Below are 19,369 nucleotides of genomic sequence, written 5' to 3' on the forward strand. Positions count from 1 at the left end.
ATCCCCCGGTTTATGCGTTCAAAGCCTTTTTGTCACAATCCAAACTTGCTACATCATCTATAGCAATCATCAGATTTGCTTCCAACGGGTAAGGGGCGGGAAACATCCTCTTCCAGTACCAGAAACTGCTAAGCTGCCGGCGGGGGTCTGACGGCCAGTCGGAGATTGCACCAGAGGAGGCAGAGGTGGTGAAGTGTATTCGTTGCCTTTGTTCCAATTCAAGTTGTTCTATCAATCAGTGTCAGCAACGCATCCCGCTCATTTGGGATCTCACCATTCAGGACCCGTTCCAGCAGTCCGTTCAACACCTGCCCCACCTCCGGTCCTGGAGCAATTCCAGCCGCAATCACATCCTGGCCATTTACGGACAAATCCTTTAGGCAGAAGCACTGGCCCTGGGCGATGATCTCCTTTGCTTTTGATTTCATCTTCTCTAACTCGGCAAGACGATCCTTCACTAGTTCATAGGACTGACCCATTCCATCCGCCCGCTTGACCTCAAGGAGCTGGAAAAAGGTTTCGGGCCCCAGTCGGCTTAGCCATTTACGGATCGAGCGGTCCCGGCACGGAATTTGTATGTCGTGATACTCCACCAGGGTGACCACCCGTTCCCGGGTTTTGTTGTCGAATTTCAGTGTCTGAAGCATCTGGCCGGCCAGCTTGGCGCTGACTGCTGGGTGGCCATAGAAATGGTCGATTCCGTTTTCATCGGTGGATTTGCAGCTGGGCTTGCCGATATCGTGGAGGAGCATGGTCAGCCGCAGCATCAGGTCAGCGGGAGCGGCCTCTACCGCATGGATAGTGTGCTCCCAGCCGCCCCAGCAGTGCCAGGGGTTATTTTGCTCCAGTGTAACCAGCGGCTCCAGCGGCTGCCAAAACTCACACAGCACATCGGGGTATTGACGCAAAATGTCCCCCGCTTTGCCGCCCACCAGCAGCTTACACAGTTCCACGTTAATCCGCTCCGCCGCCACATGCTCCAGCATGCGGCGGTTTTCGTGGATGGCCTGGGCGGTCTTTTCCTCAATCTCATAGCCGAACACCGCTCCGAACCGCAGCGCCCGCATCACTCGCAGGCCGTCCTCCTGAAACCGCTGGGCAGGTTCTCCCACACAGCGGATTACCCCGGCTTTGATATCGTCCGCACCGCCGAAGGGGTCTTTCAGACTGTCATCCAGCCCGATGGCAATGGCGTTTACGGTAAAATCCCGTCGAGAAAGGTCGGCCTCCAGGCTGGAAATAAATTCCACATAGTCCGGCCTGCGGCTGTCAGAGTAGGGACCCTCGGTGCGGTAGGTGGTGATCTCGTAGGGTTCGCCTTCCTCCAGCACGGTGACAGTGCCGTGCTTCAGTCCGGTTTCAATGATCCGGTGTCCAGCAAAACAGGCCTCCGTCTCCTCGGGACGGGCAGAAGTGCAGATATCCCAGTCGTGAGGTTCCACTTCCCGGAGCAGATCCCGCACACAGCCGCCTACCAGATAGGCCTCATAGCCTGTATCAGTAAGCGTCTGGAGGATATGTCTTGCTCCAGGGGGAATGTCAAATTTCATTCTGCACCACCCTCTCGTTGACCTCCATCTGAAACACTCTATTCAGGACAGGCGTGAAATCAGATATCAATATCCCAGCCTTCCATATTGATGCCATAAGTATAGCTGTCTCCATAGGGGAGGAATACATAAGATTAAGCTGGCACCCCATGCGGTTGAGTTCGTTCAATATGTCTAAAACCAGCTTCTTCATCCGGTGTCCGTCCTCCGGTCATTTTTTGCTTGGTACAAGCATACATGGTCTTTCCCATCTCTGTCAAGAGCACAGGAGGGGTTGGACTGGACAATTATGCTGAAAACAGATATAATGTGGAAGATATTCTGCGAAGGGAGTATGTCCATGCTGTACCGTTTTCTCTGGATTTTCTTCATCTATGCCTTTCTGGGCTGGTGTACTGAGGTGAGCTACGCCGCCCTGGTCACGGGAAAATTTGTCAACCGGGGCTTTCTCAACGGGCCTGTCTGCCCGGTCTACGGCTTTGGCGTTGTCATTGTGCTGGGCTGCCTCACCCCTCTGTCGGACAATCTGCCCATTCTGTTCATAGGTTCGGTACTGCTCACCTCCGTGCTGGAGTGGCTCACCGGCTTTGTGCTGGAAAAGCTGTTCCACCAGCGCTGGTGGGACTACTCTGACGAACCCTTCAATCTCAGCGGCTACATCTGTCTGCGCTTTTCCATTGCATGGGGCTTTGCGTGCATGTTTGTGGTTAAGCTGCTGCACCCCACGGTGCTGATTTTGATCCATCTCATTCCCCGCATTGCGGGCCTTGTGCTTTTGATACTGCTGGGGGCGGTGATGGCCGTGGACCTGGCCGCCACTGTGGCCACCATCATCAAGCTGAACCGCCGCCTGGCTCAAATCGACGAGCTGGCCGCCAGGATCAAGGAGGCCTCCAACGAGTTTGGCGAGAATCTGGCCGACAAGGTGCTGGACGCCGTGGAGCGCAGCGCCGACTGGAAGAAGGACATGGAGGAGCTGTCCTTCACCCTGTCCATGCGCCGGGCGGAGCGGGCGGATGAGCAGGAGGAACGCCGGGCCCAGGCCAGGCGCCAGCTGGAGGAGTGGCGGGCGTCCATGCAGGAACTGCTGGATCAAAAATCCTTTGGCCACCGCCGCCTGCTGAAGGCCTTCCCCCGCCTGCGGTCCATTGACCATAGCCACGCCCTGGAGCGGCTGCACCGCCGGATGGGAAATTTTAGAAAACATTAAACCTCCCCCTTTACAATACCAGATACTCCATGATATAATTACTGACATTACATTTTTTAAGAAGAGGAGCCCACCAATGGACGAACTGCAAAATTTAAAAAACCGCATGGAACAGGAGCGGCCCGCCCCGTGGGAGGATCTGCCAGACATAGCATTGTATATGGATCAGCTGATTTCCTATATGCCCCGGCAACTCATCCGCTTTGAGGACGGCCCCACCCTCACCTCCGCCATGGTAAACAATTACATCAAGGACGGCCTGGTTCCCCGGGCGGACGGCAAGCGGTATGGCCCCACCCACCTGGGCTACCTCACCGCGGTGGTAGCGCTGAAACAGGTGCTCACCGTCCGGGATATCGGCGCGCTGATGGGGGCCGGACGGGCACTGGAGAAGACCCCTCCGGAACAGTACGCCTACTTCTGCAACGCCCTGGACCAGGCCCTTACCGATACGGCCCAGGCCATTGATCCGGAGGCCGACCGGTCCGATCTGGCCCGGATGGCCCTGGACTTTGCTGTGCGCAGCTATGTCAACCAGCTGGCCTGCCAGCGTATTCTCAACATCATCCAGCCCCAGGAGGGCAAACGTAAAAAAGAGTAAAGGAGTGCCGCTTGTGTCCAATTTTGTCATCCTCACCGATTCTTCCGCTGATCTGTCCGCCGGTATGGCCCAGCAGCTGGATGTTCAGGTCCTTCCCCTGTGCTTTACTTTGGAAGGACACACCTACTATAACCACCCCGACAACCGGGACATGGACCCCCACCTCTTCTATGAGCGCCTGCGCAAGGGGGAGGTGGCCACCACCAATGCCGTCAACGTGTTCCAGTACACCGAAGCCCTGGAGCCCCTGCTCCAGGCGGGGAAGGACGTGCTGATTCTGGCCTTCTCCTCCGGCCTGTCCAACACCTATAATTCCTCCCGCCTGGCAGTGGAGGAGCTGAGCGCCAAGTATCCTGAACGAAAGCTGTACACTGTGGACACCCTGTGCGCCTCCCTGGGCCAGGGCCTGCTGGTGTGGTACGCCGCCCGGGAGCGGGACCGGGGCCACTCCATTGAGGAGGTTCGGGACTGGGTGGAGGACCACAAGCTGAACCTGTGCCACCAGTTTACCGTAGACGACCTCCACTTCCTCAAGCGGGGAGGCCGCATCTCCGCCACCACCGCCATGGTGGGCTCCATGCTCCACATCAAGCCCGTTCTCCATGTGGACAATGAGGGCCACCTGGTCAGCATTGGCAAGGCCCGGGGCCGTCAGGCCTCCCTCAAGGCCCTGGTGGACCGGATGGAGCACACCGCCATTGACTCAGGCAGTCTGACCGTATTCATCAGCCACGGCGACTGCCTGGAGGACGCCCAGACTGTGGCCGGCATGGTAAAAAAGCGCTTCGGCGTGCAGGATGTGTCTATCAATTACGTGGGCCCTGTGATCGGCGCCCACTCCGGGCCGGGCACCGTGGCCCTGTTCTATATGGGGACGGAGCGGTAAACCCATGGCTGAGAACTGGACATTTGTTTCGGAGGAGTGGAAGACCATCTCCCTCCACGACCACCGAATCACTTGTGTGGAGGAATCCGGGCCGGACCTGATCCTTCGGTTTGACGAGGACGGCTTTGATGTCACCTGTGACAACTCTCTCAACCCCACCGGCCGCCACCGGAACACCGGCCCGGCGGCAGCTATTCTGAAAAATTGGTGCTGGGAAGACGGTGCGTTTGGTTCATATTGTTTCAGGATCATTCGCTTGGGCAATGGACAGGAAAAGCACATCCCGCTCCCTATTGTTCCCATCACCAGAACGCAGTTCCTGCATGATCTGACCTTGGAGGTACTGGATTTCATCTGGGAACCAGATAAAGGACTGCTGACTCTGGATGGAAACGGCTATATGAGTCCACCCCCGCCAGGCTCAGAGGATGGCTTTGCAGATATCAAACTCCGCTGTGACCGGCTGCTGTTCTGCTGGAACGGCCTGCCCCAGGACGCCTGGTTTCAGGAACGGCCGAGAAAATAGATTGGATGTGTAACCATGGATGAAATTAAATGGCTGGAGGTGGCCGTCAACACCACCCCTGACAAGCTGGACCAGGTGTGCGCCCGGCTGGCCGCCGCCGGAATGGACAGCGTGGTCATTGAAGACGAGCAGGAGTTTCTCACCTTTTTGGAGCAGAACCGGCAGTACTGGGACTACGTGGAACAGGACCTGCTGGACCGGATGAAGGGGGTCACCCGGGTCAAGTTCTACGTCACCGACGACACAGACGGCAAAGCACAGCTGGAGCAGTACACCCGGGGGCTGGATGCGGAGTACACCGCCACCCCCCTCACCGACAACGACTGGGCCTACAGCTGGCAGAAGTATTATAAGCCGCTGGAAATCGGGGCGCGGCTCTATGTAGTGCCCCAGTGGCTGCGGGAGAAGCCCGTCCCGGCGGGGCGGGTGCCCTTCTACCTCAACCCCGGCCTCACCTTCGGCACCGGCTCCCACGCCTCCACCCAGCTGTGCCTGGAGGGGGTGGAGGAGCACACCCTTCCAGGCCGTGATGTGCTGGACCTGGGCTGCGGCAGCGGGATCTTGTCCATTGCTGCGCTGTGCCTGGGGGCCAGATCCGCCGTCGCCGTGGATATCGACCCCAAGGCGGTAGACGTGGCCTATGAAAACGCCGCCCTCAACGGTATCGGCAAAGACCGGTACACCGTCCGGGCGGGCAATGTACTGTCTGACCCGTCCCTGGCCGCTGAGCTGGCCCGGAAAAGATATCACCTGGTGCTGGCCAACATTGTGGCCGATGTGATTATCCCCCTGGCCCCCCAGGTGCCCAATCTGCTGGAGAAGGACGGCGTGTTCCTCTGCTCCGGCATTATCGACACCCGCGCCCACGAGGTAGAGGCGGCCCTGAAACAGGCGGGGCTCACCCTTATCAAAAAGCGGGAGAAAAACGGCTGGGCGGCGCTGGAGGCGGTATTATGAAAATTCTGATCTTCGGGCCCAAGGCCCGCTACGATCTGTACCTCCCGGAATTTGTCAAGGACATGCCTGTGGAGCCGGTCTTTGCCGGTGCCCCCGCCCCCTCTCTCCAGGCGGCGGCGGATAACCCGGACGCGGAGGTAATCTTCGCCGACGCCATCACCCCTGTGGGCCGGGACATGATGGACCTGCTGCCCCGGCTGAAAATGATCCACTCCGAGGGGGTGGCATTCAACGCCATTGACATTGCCGCCGCCCGGGAACGGGGCATTTTCGTGTGCAACAACAAGGGGTGCAACGCCGGAAGTGTGGCGGAGCACGCTGTGATGCTGATGCTCATGGCCCTGCGCTGCGGCGTCACCGGTCACGCCGCCGTGAAGGCGGGGGAGCAGATCGGCTTTAAGGAGCGGTTCATGGTGTCCTCCTCCCCTGAACTGGGGGAACAGGCTGTGGGGCTTATCGGTCTGGGGGATATCGGCACCGCCACCGCCCGCCTGCTGCGCCCCTTTGGCTGTCAACTGTACTACTACACCGCTCACCGCCGCCCCGCCGGGGTGGAGGAGGATCTGGGCGTCACCTACCTGCCCCTGGAGGAGCTGGCCGACCGGTGTGATATTCTCTCTCTCCACTGCGCCGTCAATGAGCAGACCACCCATATGGTGGATGCGGAATTTTTATCCCATATCAAGCCCGGAGCCATTCTGGTGAACACCGCCCGGGGCCAGCTGGTGGACAATCTGGCTGTCCGTCAGGCCCTGATAGAGGGCCGGCTGGGCGGAATCGCTATCGACACCTTCGACCCCGAACCCACCCCCGCCAGCCACCCTCTGGTGGACCTGCCCCCGGAAATCGCAAACCGGGCGGTGTACTCCCCCCACCTGGGAGGCATCACCGGAGGCGTCTTCCGCCGGGCCCATCGGAATATGTGGCACTCCGCCAAGCTGGTTTTGGGTGGTCAGCGGCCCAACTTTATCGTCAACAGACTGTAAACGAAAATAAGGGCCGGACGCGCCCCCGAGGAAAACTGTCCCAGGAACCGGAATCCCCGGTCCCCTCTGACAGCGCTCCCCGCTGGATGGCACGTCCGGCCCTCTATATGCCTGCTGCGTCAGGCGGAGTCATCAATCCGGAAAGGACAGATTACTTCAGGCCGTTCTCGTAGGACTCGATCATCTTCTTGAACGTGTGACCCGTACGACTTCTGAGATTTGTGAGGTATTTGTCGGTGGTCTCGCCGGTGAAGACCTTGATTTGCAGGCGCAGGGAGCCATCTTCCTCCGGGGTGGCAAAGATTTTGTCGATATACCTGTCCACAAACTCCTTGCTAATGAGTCCCTGAGCGGCATCCCGCTCCGCCTCCCGGAGCACCCGGCGGATGGTGTCGATCTGCTTACGGAAGTCCTCCTTGGACAACTGCTGCTGTTCCAGGTCGTAAATCTGCCGCTCGGCTGTGGCAATCTCCTTTTCGCACTCCTTGTTCATGGTGAGAAACTCCCGGTCAGAGAGTTGCCCTGTGGCATTGTAGCCCAGGAGCTTGCTTTTCTTCTTCTGGGCCAGCTCGATCTGCTGACGTAGTGCGGCGATCTGCTTGGCGGTGTCCTCCCCATCCCCCAGTGCCTTGTACATCTCGATGTACTCCTCCACCAAGGCCTGGGCGTCTGCCTCGGTCTCCCGGAGCACCTCAAAGAGCAGGGGCTTCAGCTCCTCCTCATAGACGGCGAAGGAGGGGCAGGCGTCCGCCCCATTCTTGATCTTGCCGGAACAGACCCACTTGCTGTTTTTGTTTCCCTGCCGGTCCACCGACTCCCGCCGGTAGTAGGCCGCGCCGCAGTGGGTACAGTAGAGCTTGCCTGTGAGGAGGTTGGCGTGGTTGCAGATGCCCTGGCGGCCCTTCACGTCCTCGCTGCGCTTTTTCAGGACGGCGTTGGCCCTGTCCCAAAGCTCCTCTGGGACGATAGCCGGGACGATCTCGCCGCTCTCATCCTTGAACATTACCCACTCCTCCGGCGGGAGGAATTTCTGCTTCTTGGTGAATAGATCAATCACTTTGACCTTGTTGCCCACATAGTAGCCCTTGTACTTGGGGTTGGAGATCATCCCCGACATGGTGGTGTGGGCAATCTTCTTGCCGTTGTGGTTACGGTAGCCCTTTTCCCAAAACAGGGTTTCGATCTGCTTCATGGAGTATTCGCCGGTGGCGTACAGCTCGAACAACTCCCGCACCATGGGGGCCTCCTCCTCGTCGATGACCAGCCGTCCGCCGTCCTTGACATAGCCGAAAATGCGGCTGTTGCCCAGCACCACATTTTTTTTGATCGCCTGGGCATGTCCAAACTTCACTCGTCCAGACAGCTTGCGCAGCTCATCCTGGGCGATGCCGGACATGATGGTGAGCCGCAGCTCACTGTCCTCGTCGAAAGTGTTGATGTTGTCGTTCTGGAAGAACACCCCCACCCCGGCGCTGAGCAGCTCCCGGGTGTAGAGGATGGAGTCCAGGGTGTTTCGGGCAAAGCGGGTGATCTCCTTGGTGATAATCAGGTCAAACAATCCCGCCTTGCCGTCCTCCACCATGCGGTGGAAATCCTCCCGCTTTTTCGTGGTGGCAGCGGACAAGCCCTCGTCTACATAGCCTGGCACATACTCCCAGGCGGAATTTTTGCGGATGAACTCCTCGTAGTAGCTCACCTGGTTGCCCAGGGAGTTGAGCTGCTCGTCACTCTCAGAGGACACCCGGGCGTAGAAAGTCACCCGTAAAGGGATATCGTAAATTGATTTGGTGCGCAGGGCTTGCCGAATGCTGTGTATATCCATAGCTCGTCTCCTTTTTATTTCGTTTAATCATCTTCTATTTTGCAGTATATCACATAGCATGAAACAAGGCAAGGGGGGACTGCGATAAATCGCAGTCCCCCGCTGTCTCGATCAGGTCATGGTTATCTTCCAGCTGTCAATTTTCAGCACCATCCTGTTGCGCTCCCGCTCCGTGATGATGCCCTTCTCATACAGCACCCGGTTGTAGTAGGACAGCCACACCTTTGCCGCTGTCTCTTTTCTGCGCTGTTCATTGGACTTTTGCTCCGACATGACCGTCCCTCCCTTCCCTGAAATAATTTCCGTATTTTACCTGATTTATACCTTTGACAATAGGTCGCTCCTTTCTTCCCGCACCAGCGGGATAACAAAAAGCAGACCGTTACATGGTCTGCTGCCAGGTTTGCGTATCTTCGTGGTCGTCCTCTTTGTGACCGAGGGCGATTTTCTTTTCCCGTTCTCTGCAAAGCGTCTTGCTGTCGGCGTGCTTGTGTGCAGTTGTGGCGTCGCTTATGGGAACAGGGTTGTCAGACCGTTCCAAAGTGCGGCCCAGCCGTACCACAGTGCCAGCAATCCTACCAGCACCGTCGGGAGCAGCAGCCATTCCACCGAGAGTCGGGGTAACCGAATCGTTGGCAGAGAAAAGCGCTGCTCTCTCTTTCTCCCAGCCTGTTCCAGCAGACTGCGGATCACCTTTGCCTCCCGGATCAGCTCCGCCGTCTGCTCCTGGGTCTCCCAGGACTTGGGCTGTGCGGCAATTTGTTCCAGCAGAAGCATCTGCTCCGCCAAAAGTTCTCCCAGCGTTGTCAGTGCGGCGGTCAGCTCTAACCACTCCTCCGCCGTGGGATGCTGTGTCTCCGTGGCAGGCCTCTGCGTATTCCGCCGGCGCAGTTCCTCCATGGATAACTGCCTGTCGGATTCTGAACTCAAACTCCATCCTCTCCTTCAAATATTTTTCGTCGTGGAGCCGGTCGTCCCGGCATTTCATACCGCCGGGGGTAGTGTAGGTGATATTCTTTCGGCTGTCCGTCCAGCGGACGTCATAACACACAGCAATTACGAAAGCCGGCCACTTGACCAGAAAATGACCCCTTACACAGCAGACGGGCGGAAACGGTATGTAAACTATCGTTCCAAGCACAAGCCTTTACCGTGTGACCGCCCATCCATCAATACCCCGGAAGATATTGCACTGTCTGTGTATGCAAAAGGGAAGTACAATTTTGAGTATTTTATGAACCGTGAGTACGCCTACAGTCGGGATAAGGGCAAATGCAAGTGTTGCGGCAGGACTTTTTCGGAAGATGTTCCTAAGCGTTGTCATCACGTAAACAATAAACTTCCCATCGAACGAATCAACAAAGTTCCTAATTTGGCATGGCTATGTGAATCGTGCCACCGCATGGTACACAACAGTCCCATTCCGTCTGGCATGAACGCCAAGACGGTACGCAAAATCGAGAATTACCGCAAGAAATTAAAAATGTGAAATTTGTAAGTGCGCTGTATTCCGCGAGGGTACGGCAGTATTGAAATCAGTAGAAAGTAAGTCAACTTGATGGTAGGCCGGGTGCGGTGAAAGCTGCACGCCCGGCGTGAGGTGGGGGAAACCGCGGAGATTACTTCAAAGTGTTACCTATCACCATTGTTCCTCTACACGAAAATGCGGAACGTGGCGGGGCTTTCCACCACCGATGCGCAGAAGTCCAGCGATATGCTGCTGAAATGCCGCTACATGGACGAGATCACCGGCGGGCGCGGCGTGGTGTTCGCCACTGGAACCCCGGTCAGCAACTCCATGACCGAGTTATTTACCATGCAGCGGTATTTACAGCAGGACCTTTTGGAAAAGGGATTCACCGACAGCCGGGGAAAGCATTACAGTCTGACCCACTTTGATAGCTGGGCCTCCATTTTTGGTGAAACAGTGACAAAGGTAGAACTGGCCCCGGAGGGGAAATACCGCCCCCGGACGCGCTTTGCCAGATTCTACAATCTGCCGGAGCTGATGGCTATGTTCCGCGAGACCGCCGACATCAAGACCGCCGATCAGCTCCATCTCCCCGTGCCGGAGGTGGAATATCATACAGAAAAGGCCCTGCCCTCAGAGGAACAGAAGCAGTTGGTCCGGGAATTATCTGACCGCGCCGCCGCCGTCCATACGGGACAGGTAAACCCCAAAATCGACAATATGCTGAAGATTACCAGCGATGGGCGCAAGCTGGGTCTTGACCAGCGGCTGATTAACCCGCTTTTTCCCGACAATCCGGCCAGTAAGGTCAATATGTGTGTGGAAAACGTATTCCGCATTTGGGAGGACGGGCAGGCGGACAAGCTGACCCAGCTCATTTTCTGCGACCTGTCTACCCCAAAGGCCGCTGCCGCCGCTACACGGGACAGAACCGCTATGGCGGCGGGAAACAAGGTAGCGGGAGGGACGGAGCTGCACGCCCTGGGCAATCTGCTGGAGGACATCAAGCCGGACGCGCCCTTTTCCGTCTATGAGGACATCCGTAGTAAACTCGTTGCTATGGGCATCCCGGAGCGGGAGATTGCTTTCATCCACGATGCCAATACCGATGCCAAGAAGAAGGAGTTGTTTGCAAAGGTCCGCTCCGGGCGCGTTCGGGTCCTCATGGGCAGCACCTTCAAAATGGGCGCGGGAATGAACGTCCAGGACCGGCTGATCGCCCTGCACGACCTGGACTGTCCCTGGAGACCGGGAGATTTGGAGCAGCGCAAGGGGCGGATTGTCCGCCAGGGCAATAAGAATCCTACGGTACACATTTACCGCTATGTCACGGAGGGGACGTTTGATTCCTACCTCTGGCAGACGGTGGAGAACAAGCAGAAATTCATTTCGCAGATTATGACCTCAAAATCCCCGGTGCGCTCCTGCGAGGACGTGGACGAGACCGCCCTCTCCTATGCGGAGATCAAGGCCCTGTGCGCCGGAAATCCGCTGATAAAGGAGAAGATGGACCTGGACATTGACGTGGCCCGCCTGCGGCTGCTCAAAGCGGACCACCAGAGCCATCAGTACCGCATGGAGGACGATCTTCTGAAACGGTTCCCTGAGAAAATCAAGGAAAACGAGGGCTTTATCGCGGGGCTGGAGGCCGACATGAAAACGCTGGCGGAGCATCCCCATCCGATGGTGCCTGTGAAAACTGCCGCGCCGCCCCAGCCTGACGGGGAACAGCCGGACGCCCCTGCCGCGCCCGCTGCGGAGACCGCCGCTGTGGAGGTCAAGCAGGGGTTTGCCGGTATGGAGATCGGGGACCAGACCTACACGGACAAGGTGGAGGCGGGCAAGGCCCTGATTGCGGAAATCCGCAAGGGCATCAAGCCGGGGGAGCCGGTCGAGATTGGGAATTATCGCGGCTTCTCTATGGCCCTGTCCGTGGAGGACTTCGGGCGCACTTTCGTTCTGACACTCAAAGGCCAGATGACCCACCGCGCCGAATTGGGAGAGGATGTTTTAGGTAATCTTCTCCGCATCGACCACACCTTGAATAAAATGCCGGAGCGGGTGACGGTGCTGCACTCCCAGCTTGACAATCTGCACCAGCAGATGAAAGAGATTCAAGGCGAGATCGGCAAGCCCTTCCCCCAGGAGGCGGAGCTTCAGCAGAAAAGCGCACGGCTGGCAGAACTGAACGCGCAGTTGGGGATAGAGGATGGGCCTGCCCAGGCTGGTGAGCAGCGTCTGGCCAAGGACGCCCGCCCCTCAGTGCTGGAGGGATTGAAGCGGCCTGTCCCGCCCAAACAGAAAACAGACAAACCGAAAGACCACCGCCAAGAGCGGTGACGTGGAAAGTCAGGCGGGGGCAGCTCCGCCTGACTTTGCTTATGGAATGGAGGAATTAAAATGAATCAAACACCGATCTACCCATACCCCATCACTTACGCACGGGAACACGGCGAATTGGAGCAGTACCGGGCGTCGCTTAAAACTCTGGCTGAGTGCAAGTGTGCCATTGATGATGCCATCTTTGATAATTGGGATGGGATGAATTTTGACAACGATTCTGCCAAGGGCGTTCTGAAACAGTTTGGGCTGGAGAGGGTAGCGTTCATTCTGGCTTATACGGTCCGTGAAAGGAATATTGATAACCGATTCTCCGGCCACAACGCAAGCTGGGCCAACACCGTGCCGCTGTATGGAATCGCCAGCGGCCGGGAGAGCTGCACCCTGGAAAGTCACCCTGCCAAGGTGGACCTGTTCATTGATCTGGTGCGGAAGGACCTTCAGGAGCTGGCACAGCAAAAGTCTGCTTCGCGCCAGAAATCTTCTGTAAAACCTAAAAAGGAGACGGTTAAAATGGATAAGACCCCGGTTTACAAGGAATCTTTTCAGTACGCATACCAGCACGGCGAACAAAAACAGCACCTTGCGTCCAACCGCGCCAATATCGCCTGCAAAGAGGCGATTGAGCAGGCTATCACCAGCCACTACTATGACAACCGCTTTAATGCGGAGGCGGCGGTGCGGGATGTGGTGAAGCAGTTTGGCTTTGAGAGGATGTTCTATGTGCTGGCGAACACTGTGCAGACCCAGGGCGGGGATGGGCGCGTTTCCCGCTCTAATAAGGATTGGGCGCAGACAATCCCCGTTGCATTTGAAAACGGGAGACGGGATATGTCTTTTCTGATTACGCGCAGTCACCCCGGCCTCCTGGATATGTTCGTCAGCAAAGCGCGGCATGAGCATCTGCTGAGACAGCCCCTCAAAGCGGCTGACATCAAGGCGGAGGCTACTTATATCCTGGAACGATTCCAAGCCGCCCAGGAGCCGAACAGTCCCAATGGGACCCATTACATGGTCCAGGTCTCCCCCGACTTCCTGGCAAGGGCTGGAACTAAGGACACGGACCGCCTTATGGCGATGCTGCCCTTCCAGACCCTTTCTCTCTCCGGGCTGGAGGGCCGCAAAGGGACGTTTGCGCTGATCTCCAAGGATGAGGACCGCTTTCAAAAGTTGATCCTGCGCAGACCCTCGGTGCGGAAGAAGTTGCAGGAGCAGCCCGCCGCCGATACGCCCAAGCCGCCCGCCAAGAGTAAGGCCAAGGACCAGGAGCGGTAGGCATGGCGAATTTAGAGCGGGAGGTACAGCTAAAATTCCGCGTCACGCCGGAGGAACGGGCGTTGATTGAGCAGAAGATGGCCCAGCTCGGCACCAGCAACATGGCGGCATACCTCCGAAAAATGGCGATTGACGGTTTTGTGATAAATCTGGAACTGCCGGAGCTGCGGGAGATGGTCTCACTGCTGCGGCGGTCCAGCAATAACCTCAATCAGCTTACGCGCCGGGTACATGAGACGGGCCGGTTCTATGACGCTGATCTGGACGAACTGCGGCAAAGCTATGACAGCCTGTGGGATGCGGCGCAGAAAATTTTAACCTCGTTGGCAAAACTCCAATAAACAATGAAAGGACAGCCCTATGGACCACCCTCTCAAATTATTATCACATAATGTCGAGAAGCTGGAAAATCACAGCCTGCTGTTTTTCATCCAGCCTTGCCCAGCGGTCCAGCAGCTCCGCCTGCGATTCGGTCAGCGATACCGGCGATTCACCTTCTGCAAAGAGTTGGGATAAGGTGATACCAAACGCATGACATATCTTTTCCAGTGAGGGAACTGTGGGGATCATGTTCTTTCGATACCAGGAGGAAATTGTAGACTGCGGCAGGCCGGAACGCTCGGCAAGCTGATATTCTGTCCATCCTCGTGCCTCCCTGTTCGCTGTAATGACGGTAAGAATATCTTTCAACACATTCGCCCCCTGTGCTTGTATTCTTCGCTAATTATACTTTTACAAATCGTTGCATTTTAATAATTTTTCTCGTATAATAAAAGCGAAATACAAAAGTATTGGGGGCGATGCGGATGATCGTAACCTTTTGCGGACACAGCAAAATATATCAGGCTTGCGAAATCTCCAAATGGTTGGATATAATACTCCCATCGCTGATTGAGGGCGGCGCGGCTACATTTTATCTCGGCGGCTACGGAGACTTTGACAGTCTGGCAGCGGCGGCGGTGAGACGGCAAAAGGCCACCTATCCCAGCATTGAAGCGGTCCTGGTGCTGGCCTACCTCAACCGGGACGCTGACCTTTCCCGCTATGACAGCACCACCTACCCGCCGTTGGAGAATGTGCCGCCCCGTTACGCCATTGTCAGGAGAAACGAGTGGATGGTCCAGGAAAGCGATGTGGTGATCTCCGGCGTCACGCATGGGTGGGGTGGGGCGGCGAAAACACTGGACTTTGCGAAGCGCAAGCAGAAAATCATTTTTCAATTTCCGATACATCGGGAATAAACGGCAGGGCCGCATCCTTGCAAAAAATCGTCCATGCCGCTATGCTGGTATCAAATCAAATTTAAGAGGTGTTCATTATGACCTATGAAAAAGTGTTAGCTGTATTCCAGGACTATCTGGCCGAGGACAAAGCCTGTGAGGTGCTGACTTCCAGCCAAGGCTATCTGGTGGTGGATTGGGACAGCAGGAAAAAGGACAGCGAGTGGGTGACTTCCCGGCTGTGCCAAACCCCGGAGCATCTGCGGGATGTGCTGCGCTCCCGGTACGAGGAATACCAGGGGTACAAGCTCACCGGAGGCTACAAGCGGGAGCTTCTGCCCTCTGAGGATGTGGATATTCGGCGCATGGGCGAGGCGATGGCCGAACGGTGCGGTGAAAACTGAATATACAGTCTAAAACGGTCCGCCAATCGCGGGCCGTTTCTTTTGAAGGGAGGGACCGCCAATGGCAACCACCCGCATTATGCCTCTGCACATAGGCAAGGGCCGGACTGTGGGCAAGGCCATTCAAGACATCATCGACTATGTGGAGAATCCAGAAAAAACGGACGGCGGCAGGCTGATCTCCAGCTACCAATGCGACAGCCGGATCGCGGATGCGGAGTTTCTGTTCTCCAAGCGGCAGTACCTCGCCAAGACCGGCAGGCGGCGCGGGGCCGATGATGTGATTGCCTATACCATCCGGCAGTCCTTTGTTCCTGGCGAGATCACCCCAGAGGAGGCCAACCGCCTGGGCTGTGAGCTGGCGCGGCGCTTCACCAAAGGCAACCACGCTTTTATTGTCTGCACCCACATTGACAAAGCACATATCCATAACCACATCATTTGGAACTCCACAACCTTGGACTGTACCCGAAAATTCCGGGACTTTCTCGGTTCCGGGAGGGCGGTACGGCGGCTGAACGATACCATTTGTATCGAAAACGGATACTCTATTGTGGCCAATCCCAAGCGCCGGGGCAAGAGCTACAACAAGTGGCTGGGCAGTAAGCCGCCCTGCCACCGGGACCGGCTTCGCATGGCGATAGATGATGCCCTCGCAAAAAAGCCCGCTGACCTGGACGAGCTGCTGAAGCTGCTGGGAGAGGCAGGCATTGAGGTATCGCCACGGGGAAAATTTATCCGGCTAAGAGCGCCGGGACAGAAAAATTTCGTCCGGCTTGATGGGGCCAGCTTGGGTGCGGAGTACGATATTTCTGCGTTGCTGGCCGTCCTCTCCGGGGAACGGACGCACACGCCCAGCACAAAAAAGGTCCACCGCGCAGATCCGCCGAAGGTCAATCTGCTGGTGGATATTCAAGCGAAGCTCCAGGCCGGGAAGGGTGCTGGATATGCGCGGTGGGCCAGCGTGTTCAACTTAAAGCAGATGGCGCAAACCATGAATTATCTGACGGAGCATGGACTGTTGGACTACGCCGACCTCGCGGCAAAAGCGGCTGCGGCCACCGAGCGTTACAACGGCCTGTCCGAAAAAATCAAGGCGGCGGAGCGGCGCATGGCCGAGATCGCCGTGTTGAAAACGCACATCATCAACTACTCCAAGACCCGCGATGTGTATGTGGCCTACCGCAAGGCCGGGTACTCGAAAAAATTCAAGGCCGAGCATGAGAGCGAGATACTGCTGCATCAGGCGGCAAAGAAAGCGTTTGACGGGCTGGGGCTGAAAAAACTCCCCACGGTCAAGAGACTGCAAGCGGAGTATGCCGCGCTTCTGGCCGAGAAAAAATCCGCCTATGCTGATTACCGCAGGGCAAGGGACGAGATGAAGGAGCTGCTGACGGTCAAGGCCAACGTGGACCGCTTGATGGGCTATGACAAATCGGAAACGGATATGGAAGTGGATCGCCAGGAAGAACGCTGACCGTTTCCATCATCCCGGAGGGCCGCAGGCCCGACAAAAAGCGTTCCGCAGGAACGCGCAGCCAGCCCCGGCACGGGGATGTTCAAGGGGGCTTGGGGGCGCTGCCACCAACAAGCAAAATGAACGTCTCGCCGGGAGGCGGGGCGTTCATTTTTCGCATGATGGGACCATCATGCCCTGCTTGCCCGTTTCTCCGGCCTTCGCTATCTATTATCCCTCAACTGTTCCGGTTACTAAGCTCCACCAAAACGATCTCTGGCCGATTATTGAAACGGATCGGTATAATGCTGTTTCCAAGGCCACGGCTGACAACCATGTTTGTGCCGCCGTCTGTATACAGGCCAGCATCGTACTTTGGGAAAAGTCCCTGATTGGGAGCAACCAGCCCACCAATCAGCGGCAAACGAAACTGTCCGCCGTGTGCATGACCACTTAAAACTAAATCGACACCACAGCTTACATAGGCATCGAACAATTCCGGCCTGTGCGAAAGCAAAATTGTATAACCGTTTTCATCACCCGTCAGGCTGTTTAATTTTGTGCTGACCATAGCAGGGACTTCTCCAAACATATCCCCTCTGATTGTGAAGTTTGGATCAGAAAGTCCGATCAATGTAATGGCTTCACTTTTACGCTCTAACTGTATCGCTTCATCTTCGAGTACGACTACTCCCCCCGCTTCAAGGCCAGCTTTGAGAGTAGAATATTGGGATAGGCTGGCTTCGTGATTGCCTGTGACATAGTAGGCCGGAGCAATCCGAACCACTTCTTTGGCAAAGTCAAGGGCGGTGATAATATTGGTATGCTGCGCATCCACCAAATCGCCGGTTATCACAATGATGTCCGGCTCAGTTTTGGACAGCAATTCCAACAGCCGTTCATTATTTTCTTCAAATTCAGCATTATGAAGATCGGACACCTGAGCAATCCGAAATCCAGAAAATGAAGCCGGGATTCGACTGCTGGAAATTGTAGTGGTGCTCACCATCAATGCTGTATTGCCCCATATTGTCCATGTGGTCAAAACAAACAGCACCGCAATCAGGATATAGAAAAGCAAGCGCCGATTGAAACGGATTTTTTTCATGACTTCATTATCCTCCATGTATCATTTCCTTGCTTTAACTGATCGGAGAGAGATACCCCAACTGTATCGCTTTTGTCACAGCCTCTACCGAAGAAGCAACTTGCAGTTTTTCAAAAATATGTTGCAGATGATTTGAAACCGTTCTCTCACTTAGATGAAGCTGCATAGCAATCTCTTTTCTTCTGTGGCCGCCTGCAATCATCCGCAGCACTTGTTTCTCGCTGACCGTTAGATCCTCAAGCATCACATTTTCAGATAGGAAATGTGTCATTCCAGATTGAATGCTGCAAAGAATTTGAAAGAGTTCCTCTGGTTCCACTTCTTTATTAACAAAGCCTTTGGCTCCAATTTTTTGGGCTTCCCTGCGATAAGCCGGCAGATCATACCCAGAAAGAATGACTATCTTTTGCTCCGGAAATCGCCCTAATAGCTGCTTCGTAAGAAATAATCCATCTTCTTGCACTGAATGTCCCAGGTTAATATCTACCAGCAAAATATCCGGCTGGCTTTTCTCTACAATTTCAGCGATATGCTCCACATCATTTGTGCTGGAGAACTCCTCAATATCAGGGAAATCAGATAATACAATCGCCAGACTTTTTGAAAAAAGCGTATGCAAAGGTCAAGTATAATAAGCCCGAAGAACTTTTCGATGTGGTGAACCAGGCACTTCGCCCATCTGACCTTGCGGAGAACGTTTGTGATTGATTGGGTTAAGGGGTAGGACAACCGAGGCCCGCTACCTCAAAAAAGCCCGTAAAATCAAGGAAAAACGGCGCTAAAACGATAGCAGTACGGCCTGAAGGCCGCCCGCCGCGCCCCCCAGTTCTCCAAGCGTTAATATTCCTGCAAAACCCCGGAGCCGCAAGGCCCACCCCGCACAAGGACAACAACCAAATGACCGTTCGGAACATGACTAAAGTGCAGCAATCGACTTTGATTGCTGCACTTTGGCTTATAACCAGAAAAGCAAAAGTCATTATATATGTATGCGTTGAATGCATGGTTTCACCCAATCGCTTTAAAGAAAGACTGGGTTCAAAGTTTATGCTTAACCCATTACCACATATTAGGCTTGGATTATTACTTTCTTTAAGTAACTTTACAAATGTCTCAATAGTTATATCTGAAAAAATAATACTCATTAATACATTACACCGCGTTCGCCATTTAATCAAAATGCAACAATAGAAAAGTGGCTTTTATATTATATCATGAATTTAGTATAAAAACAAGAGAAGTACTTTTTATGAAAAGAAGCGGGTATGCGCAAAATAGTTTGCAGGCTCTGGCGAATAAAATCAGCCAGCAATAGAGGCATCCCCCAGAGAGGCCTCTAAGTGCTTCATATTCATGTACTTCTTGTTGCCCCACTGGGTGCCAGCTACATGGCGGAGCCTGGCACAGACCAGCATCAAAGCAGAATTGCCATCCGGGAAGCAGCCCACTACTCTGGTACGGCGGCGGATCTCCCGGTTGAGCCGTTCCATGACATTGTTGGTGCGGATACGAGTCCAGTTTTGGCAAGACTTCCCACTCGGGCTTGATGCGCGCTGA

Annotated in this window: 20 protein-coding genes and 1 pseudogene; 12 read left to right on the forward strand and 9 right to left on the reverse strand. The window is 55.5% G+C overall.

The window, feature by feature from the left end; genetic code table 11:
* Positions 1–218: 218 nt before the first annotated feature.
* Both NFS22_RS00995 and NFS22_RS01000 read right to left on the reverse strand, forming a co-directional pair.
* Positions 219–1,550, reverse strand: a complete 1,332-nt coding sequence (locus tag NFS22_RS00995) for a CCA tRNA nucleotidyltransferase (RefSeq protein WP_251315902.1) — start codon at positions 1,548–1,550, stop codon at positions 219–221.
* On the reverse strand, positions 1,540–1,743 hold the full coding sequence (locus NFS22_RS01000) for a hypothetical protein (protein WP_251315903.1): 204 nt from the start codon (positions 1,741–1,743) through the stop codon (positions 1,540–1,542). Before NFS22_RS01000 ends, NFS22_RS00995 begins: the two co-directional genes overlap by 11 nt.
* Before the next feature lie 81 nt (positions 1,744–1,824).
* On the opposite strand from NFS22_RS01000, the gene NFS22_RS01005 reads away from it, so the two are divergent.
* From NFS22_RS01005 to NFS22_RS01030, 6 genes are all read left to right on the forward strand, one after another.
* A complete protein-coding gene (locus NFS22_RS01005; RefSeq protein ID WP_251315904.1) occupies positions 1,825–2,760 on the forward strand; it encodes a putative ABC transporter permease in 936 nt (311 codons plus the stop codon).
* Positions 2,761–2,836: 76 nt separating this feature from the next.
* Entirely contained in the window at positions 2,837–3,361 is a 525-nt protein-coding gene (locus tag NFS22_RS01010; protein WP_251315905.1) for a DUF1836 domain-containing protein, read from the forward strand.
* A 13-nt stretch (positions 3,362–3,374) separates the two neighbouring features.
* Positions 3,375–4,247, forward strand: coding sequence for a DegV family protein (locus tag NFS22_RS01015; protein ID WP_251315906.1), 873 nt, complete (start codon positions 3,375–3,377; stop codon positions 4,245–4,247).
* 4 nt (positions 4,248–4,251) lie between these two features.
* Entirely contained in the window at positions 4,252–4,773 is a 522-nt protein-coding gene (locus NFS22_RS01020) for a hypothetical protein (RefSeq protein ID WP_251315907.1), read from the forward strand.
* Between the two features lie 15 nt (positions 4,774–4,788).
* On the forward strand, positions 4,789–5,730 hold the full coding sequence (gene prmA / locus NFS22_RS01025; protein WP_251315908.1) for a 50S ribosomal protein L11 methyltransferase: 942 nt from the start codon (positions 4,789–4,791) through the stop codon (positions 5,728–5,730).
* Positions 5,727–6,716 (forward strand): NAD(P)-dependent oxidoreductase, encoded by a 990-nt coding sequence (locus tag NFS22_RS01030; protein WP_251315909.1) that lies wholly within the window; start codon positions 5,727–5,729, stop codon positions 6,714–6,716. Before prmA ends, NFS22_RS01030 begins: the two co-directional genes overlap by 4 nt.
* A gap of 151 nt (positions 6,717–6,867) precedes the next feature.
* Here NFS22_RS01030 and NFS22_RS01035 read toward each other — a convergent pair whose 3' ends face one another.
* The 3 genes from NFS22_RS01035 to NFS22_RS01045 all read right to left on the reverse strand — a co-directional run bounded on the left by NFS22_RS01035 (position 6,868) and on the right by NFS22_RS01045 (position 9,468).
* The gene (locus tag NFS22_RS01035; protein WP_251315910.1) at positions 6,868–8,538 is read right to left on the reverse strand and encodes a recombinase family protein; all 1,671 of its coding nucleotides are present in this window, start codon (positions 8,536–8,538) and stop codon (positions 6,868–6,870) included.
* Between the two features lie 111 nt (positions 8,539–8,649).
* Positions 8,650–8,811, reverse strand: coding sequence for a hypothetical protein (locus NFS22_RS01040; RefSeq protein ID WP_251315911.1), 162 nt, complete (start codon positions 8,809–8,811; stop codon positions 8,650–8,652).
* Positions 8,812–9,048: 237 nt separating this feature from the next.
* Positions 9,049–9,468 carry a hypothetical protein gene (locus NFS22_RS01045; RefSeq protein ID WP_251315912.1) on the reverse strand — a complete coding sequence of 140 codons (420 nt, stop codon included), beginning with the start codon at positions 9,466–9,468 and terminating at the stop codon, positions 9,049–9,051.
* A gap of 742 nt (positions 9,469–10,210) precedes the next feature.
* Here NFS22_RS01045 and NFS22_RS01050 point away from each other — a divergent pair.
* From NFS22_RS01050 to NFS22_RS01060, 3 genes are read left to right on the forward strand one after another with little or no spacing between them, the layout of a single operon-like run.
* Positions 10,211–12,349, forward strand: a complete 2,139-nt coding sequence (locus NFS22_RS01050; RefSeq protein WP_338147920.1) for a helicase-related protein — start codon at positions 10,211–10,213, stop codon at positions 12,347–12,349.
* A 60-nt stretch (positions 12,350–12,409) separates the two neighbouring features.
* Positions 12,410–13,624, forward strand: a complete 1,215-nt coding sequence (locus NFS22_RS01055; RefSeq protein ID WP_251315913.1) for a DUF3849 domain-containing protein — start codon at positions 12,410–12,412, stop codon at positions 13,622–13,624.
* Positions 13,625–13,626: 2 nt separating this feature from the next.
* Positions 13,627–13,965 carry a plasmid mobilization protein gene (locus NFS22_RS01060; protein WP_251315914.1) on the forward strand — a complete coding sequence of 113 codons (339 nt, stop codon included), beginning with the start codon at positions 13,627–13,629 and terminating at the stop codon, positions 13,963–13,965.
* Between the two features lie 43 nt (positions 13,966–14,008).
* Here NFS22_RS01060 and NFS22_RS01065 read toward each other — a convergent pair whose 3' ends face one another.
* Positions 14,009–14,314 carry a helix-turn-helix domain-containing protein gene (locus NFS22_RS01065; RefSeq protein ID WP_016320850.1) on the reverse strand — a complete coding sequence of 102 codons (306 nt, stop codon included), beginning with the start codon at positions 14,312–14,314 and terminating at the stop codon, positions 14,009–14,011.
* Positions 14,315–14,430: 116 nt separating this feature from the next.
* Here NFS22_RS01065 and NFS22_RS01070 point away from each other — a divergent pair, with 116 nt between their 5' ends.
* The 3 genes from NFS22_RS01070 to NFS22_RS01080 all read left to right on the forward strand — a co-directional run bounded on the left by NFS22_RS01070 (position 14,431) and on the right by NFS22_RS01080 (position 16,725).
* Entirely contained in the window at positions 14,431–14,865 is a 435-nt protein-coding gene (locus tag NFS22_RS01070; protein ID WP_251315915.1) for a hypothetical protein, read from the forward strand.
* A gap of 77 nt (positions 14,866–14,942) precedes the next feature.
* Positions 14,943–15,248 (forward strand): hypothetical protein, encoded by a 306-nt coding sequence (locus NFS22_RS01075; protein WP_160267480.1) that lies wholly within the window; start codon positions 14,943–14,945, stop codon positions 15,246–15,248.
* Positions 15,249–15,309: 61 nt separating this feature from the next.
* Positions 15,310–16,725: a relaxase/mobilization nuclease domain-containing protein gene (locus NFS22_RS01080; protein WP_251315916.1), complete on the forward strand. Its 1,416-nt coding sequence runs from the start codon at positions 15,310–15,312 to the stop codon at positions 16,723–16,725.
* A gap of 217 nt (positions 16,726–16,942) precedes the next feature.
* Here NFS22_RS01080 and NFS22_RS01085 read toward each other — a convergent pair whose 3' ends face one another.
* The 3 genes and pseudogenes from NFS22_RS01085 to NFS22_RS01095 all read right to left on the reverse strand — a co-directional run.
* Entirely contained in the window at positions 16,943–17,830 is an 888-nt protein-coding gene (locus NFS22_RS01085) for a metallophosphoesterase (protein WP_338147921.1), read from the reverse strand.
* A gap of 16 nt (positions 17,831–17,846) precedes the next feature.
* Positions 17,847–18,431, reverse strand: coding sequence for a response regulator transcription factor (locus tag NFS22_RS01090; protein ID WP_251315917.1), 585 nt, complete (start codon positions 18,429–18,431; stop codon positions 17,847–17,849).
* 682 nt (positions 18,432–19,113) lie between these two features.
* Positions 19,114–19,335, reverse strand: a pseudogene (locus NFS22_RS01095) (transposase); the annotation flags it as partial.
* Between the last annotated feature and the right edge of the window lie 34 nt (positions 19,336–19,369).

This window comes from Flintibacter muris, assembly GCF_943192995.1.
Classification (GTDB): Bacteria; Bacillota; Clostridia; order Oscillospirales; family Oscillospiraceae; genus Lawsonibacter; species Lawsonibacter muris.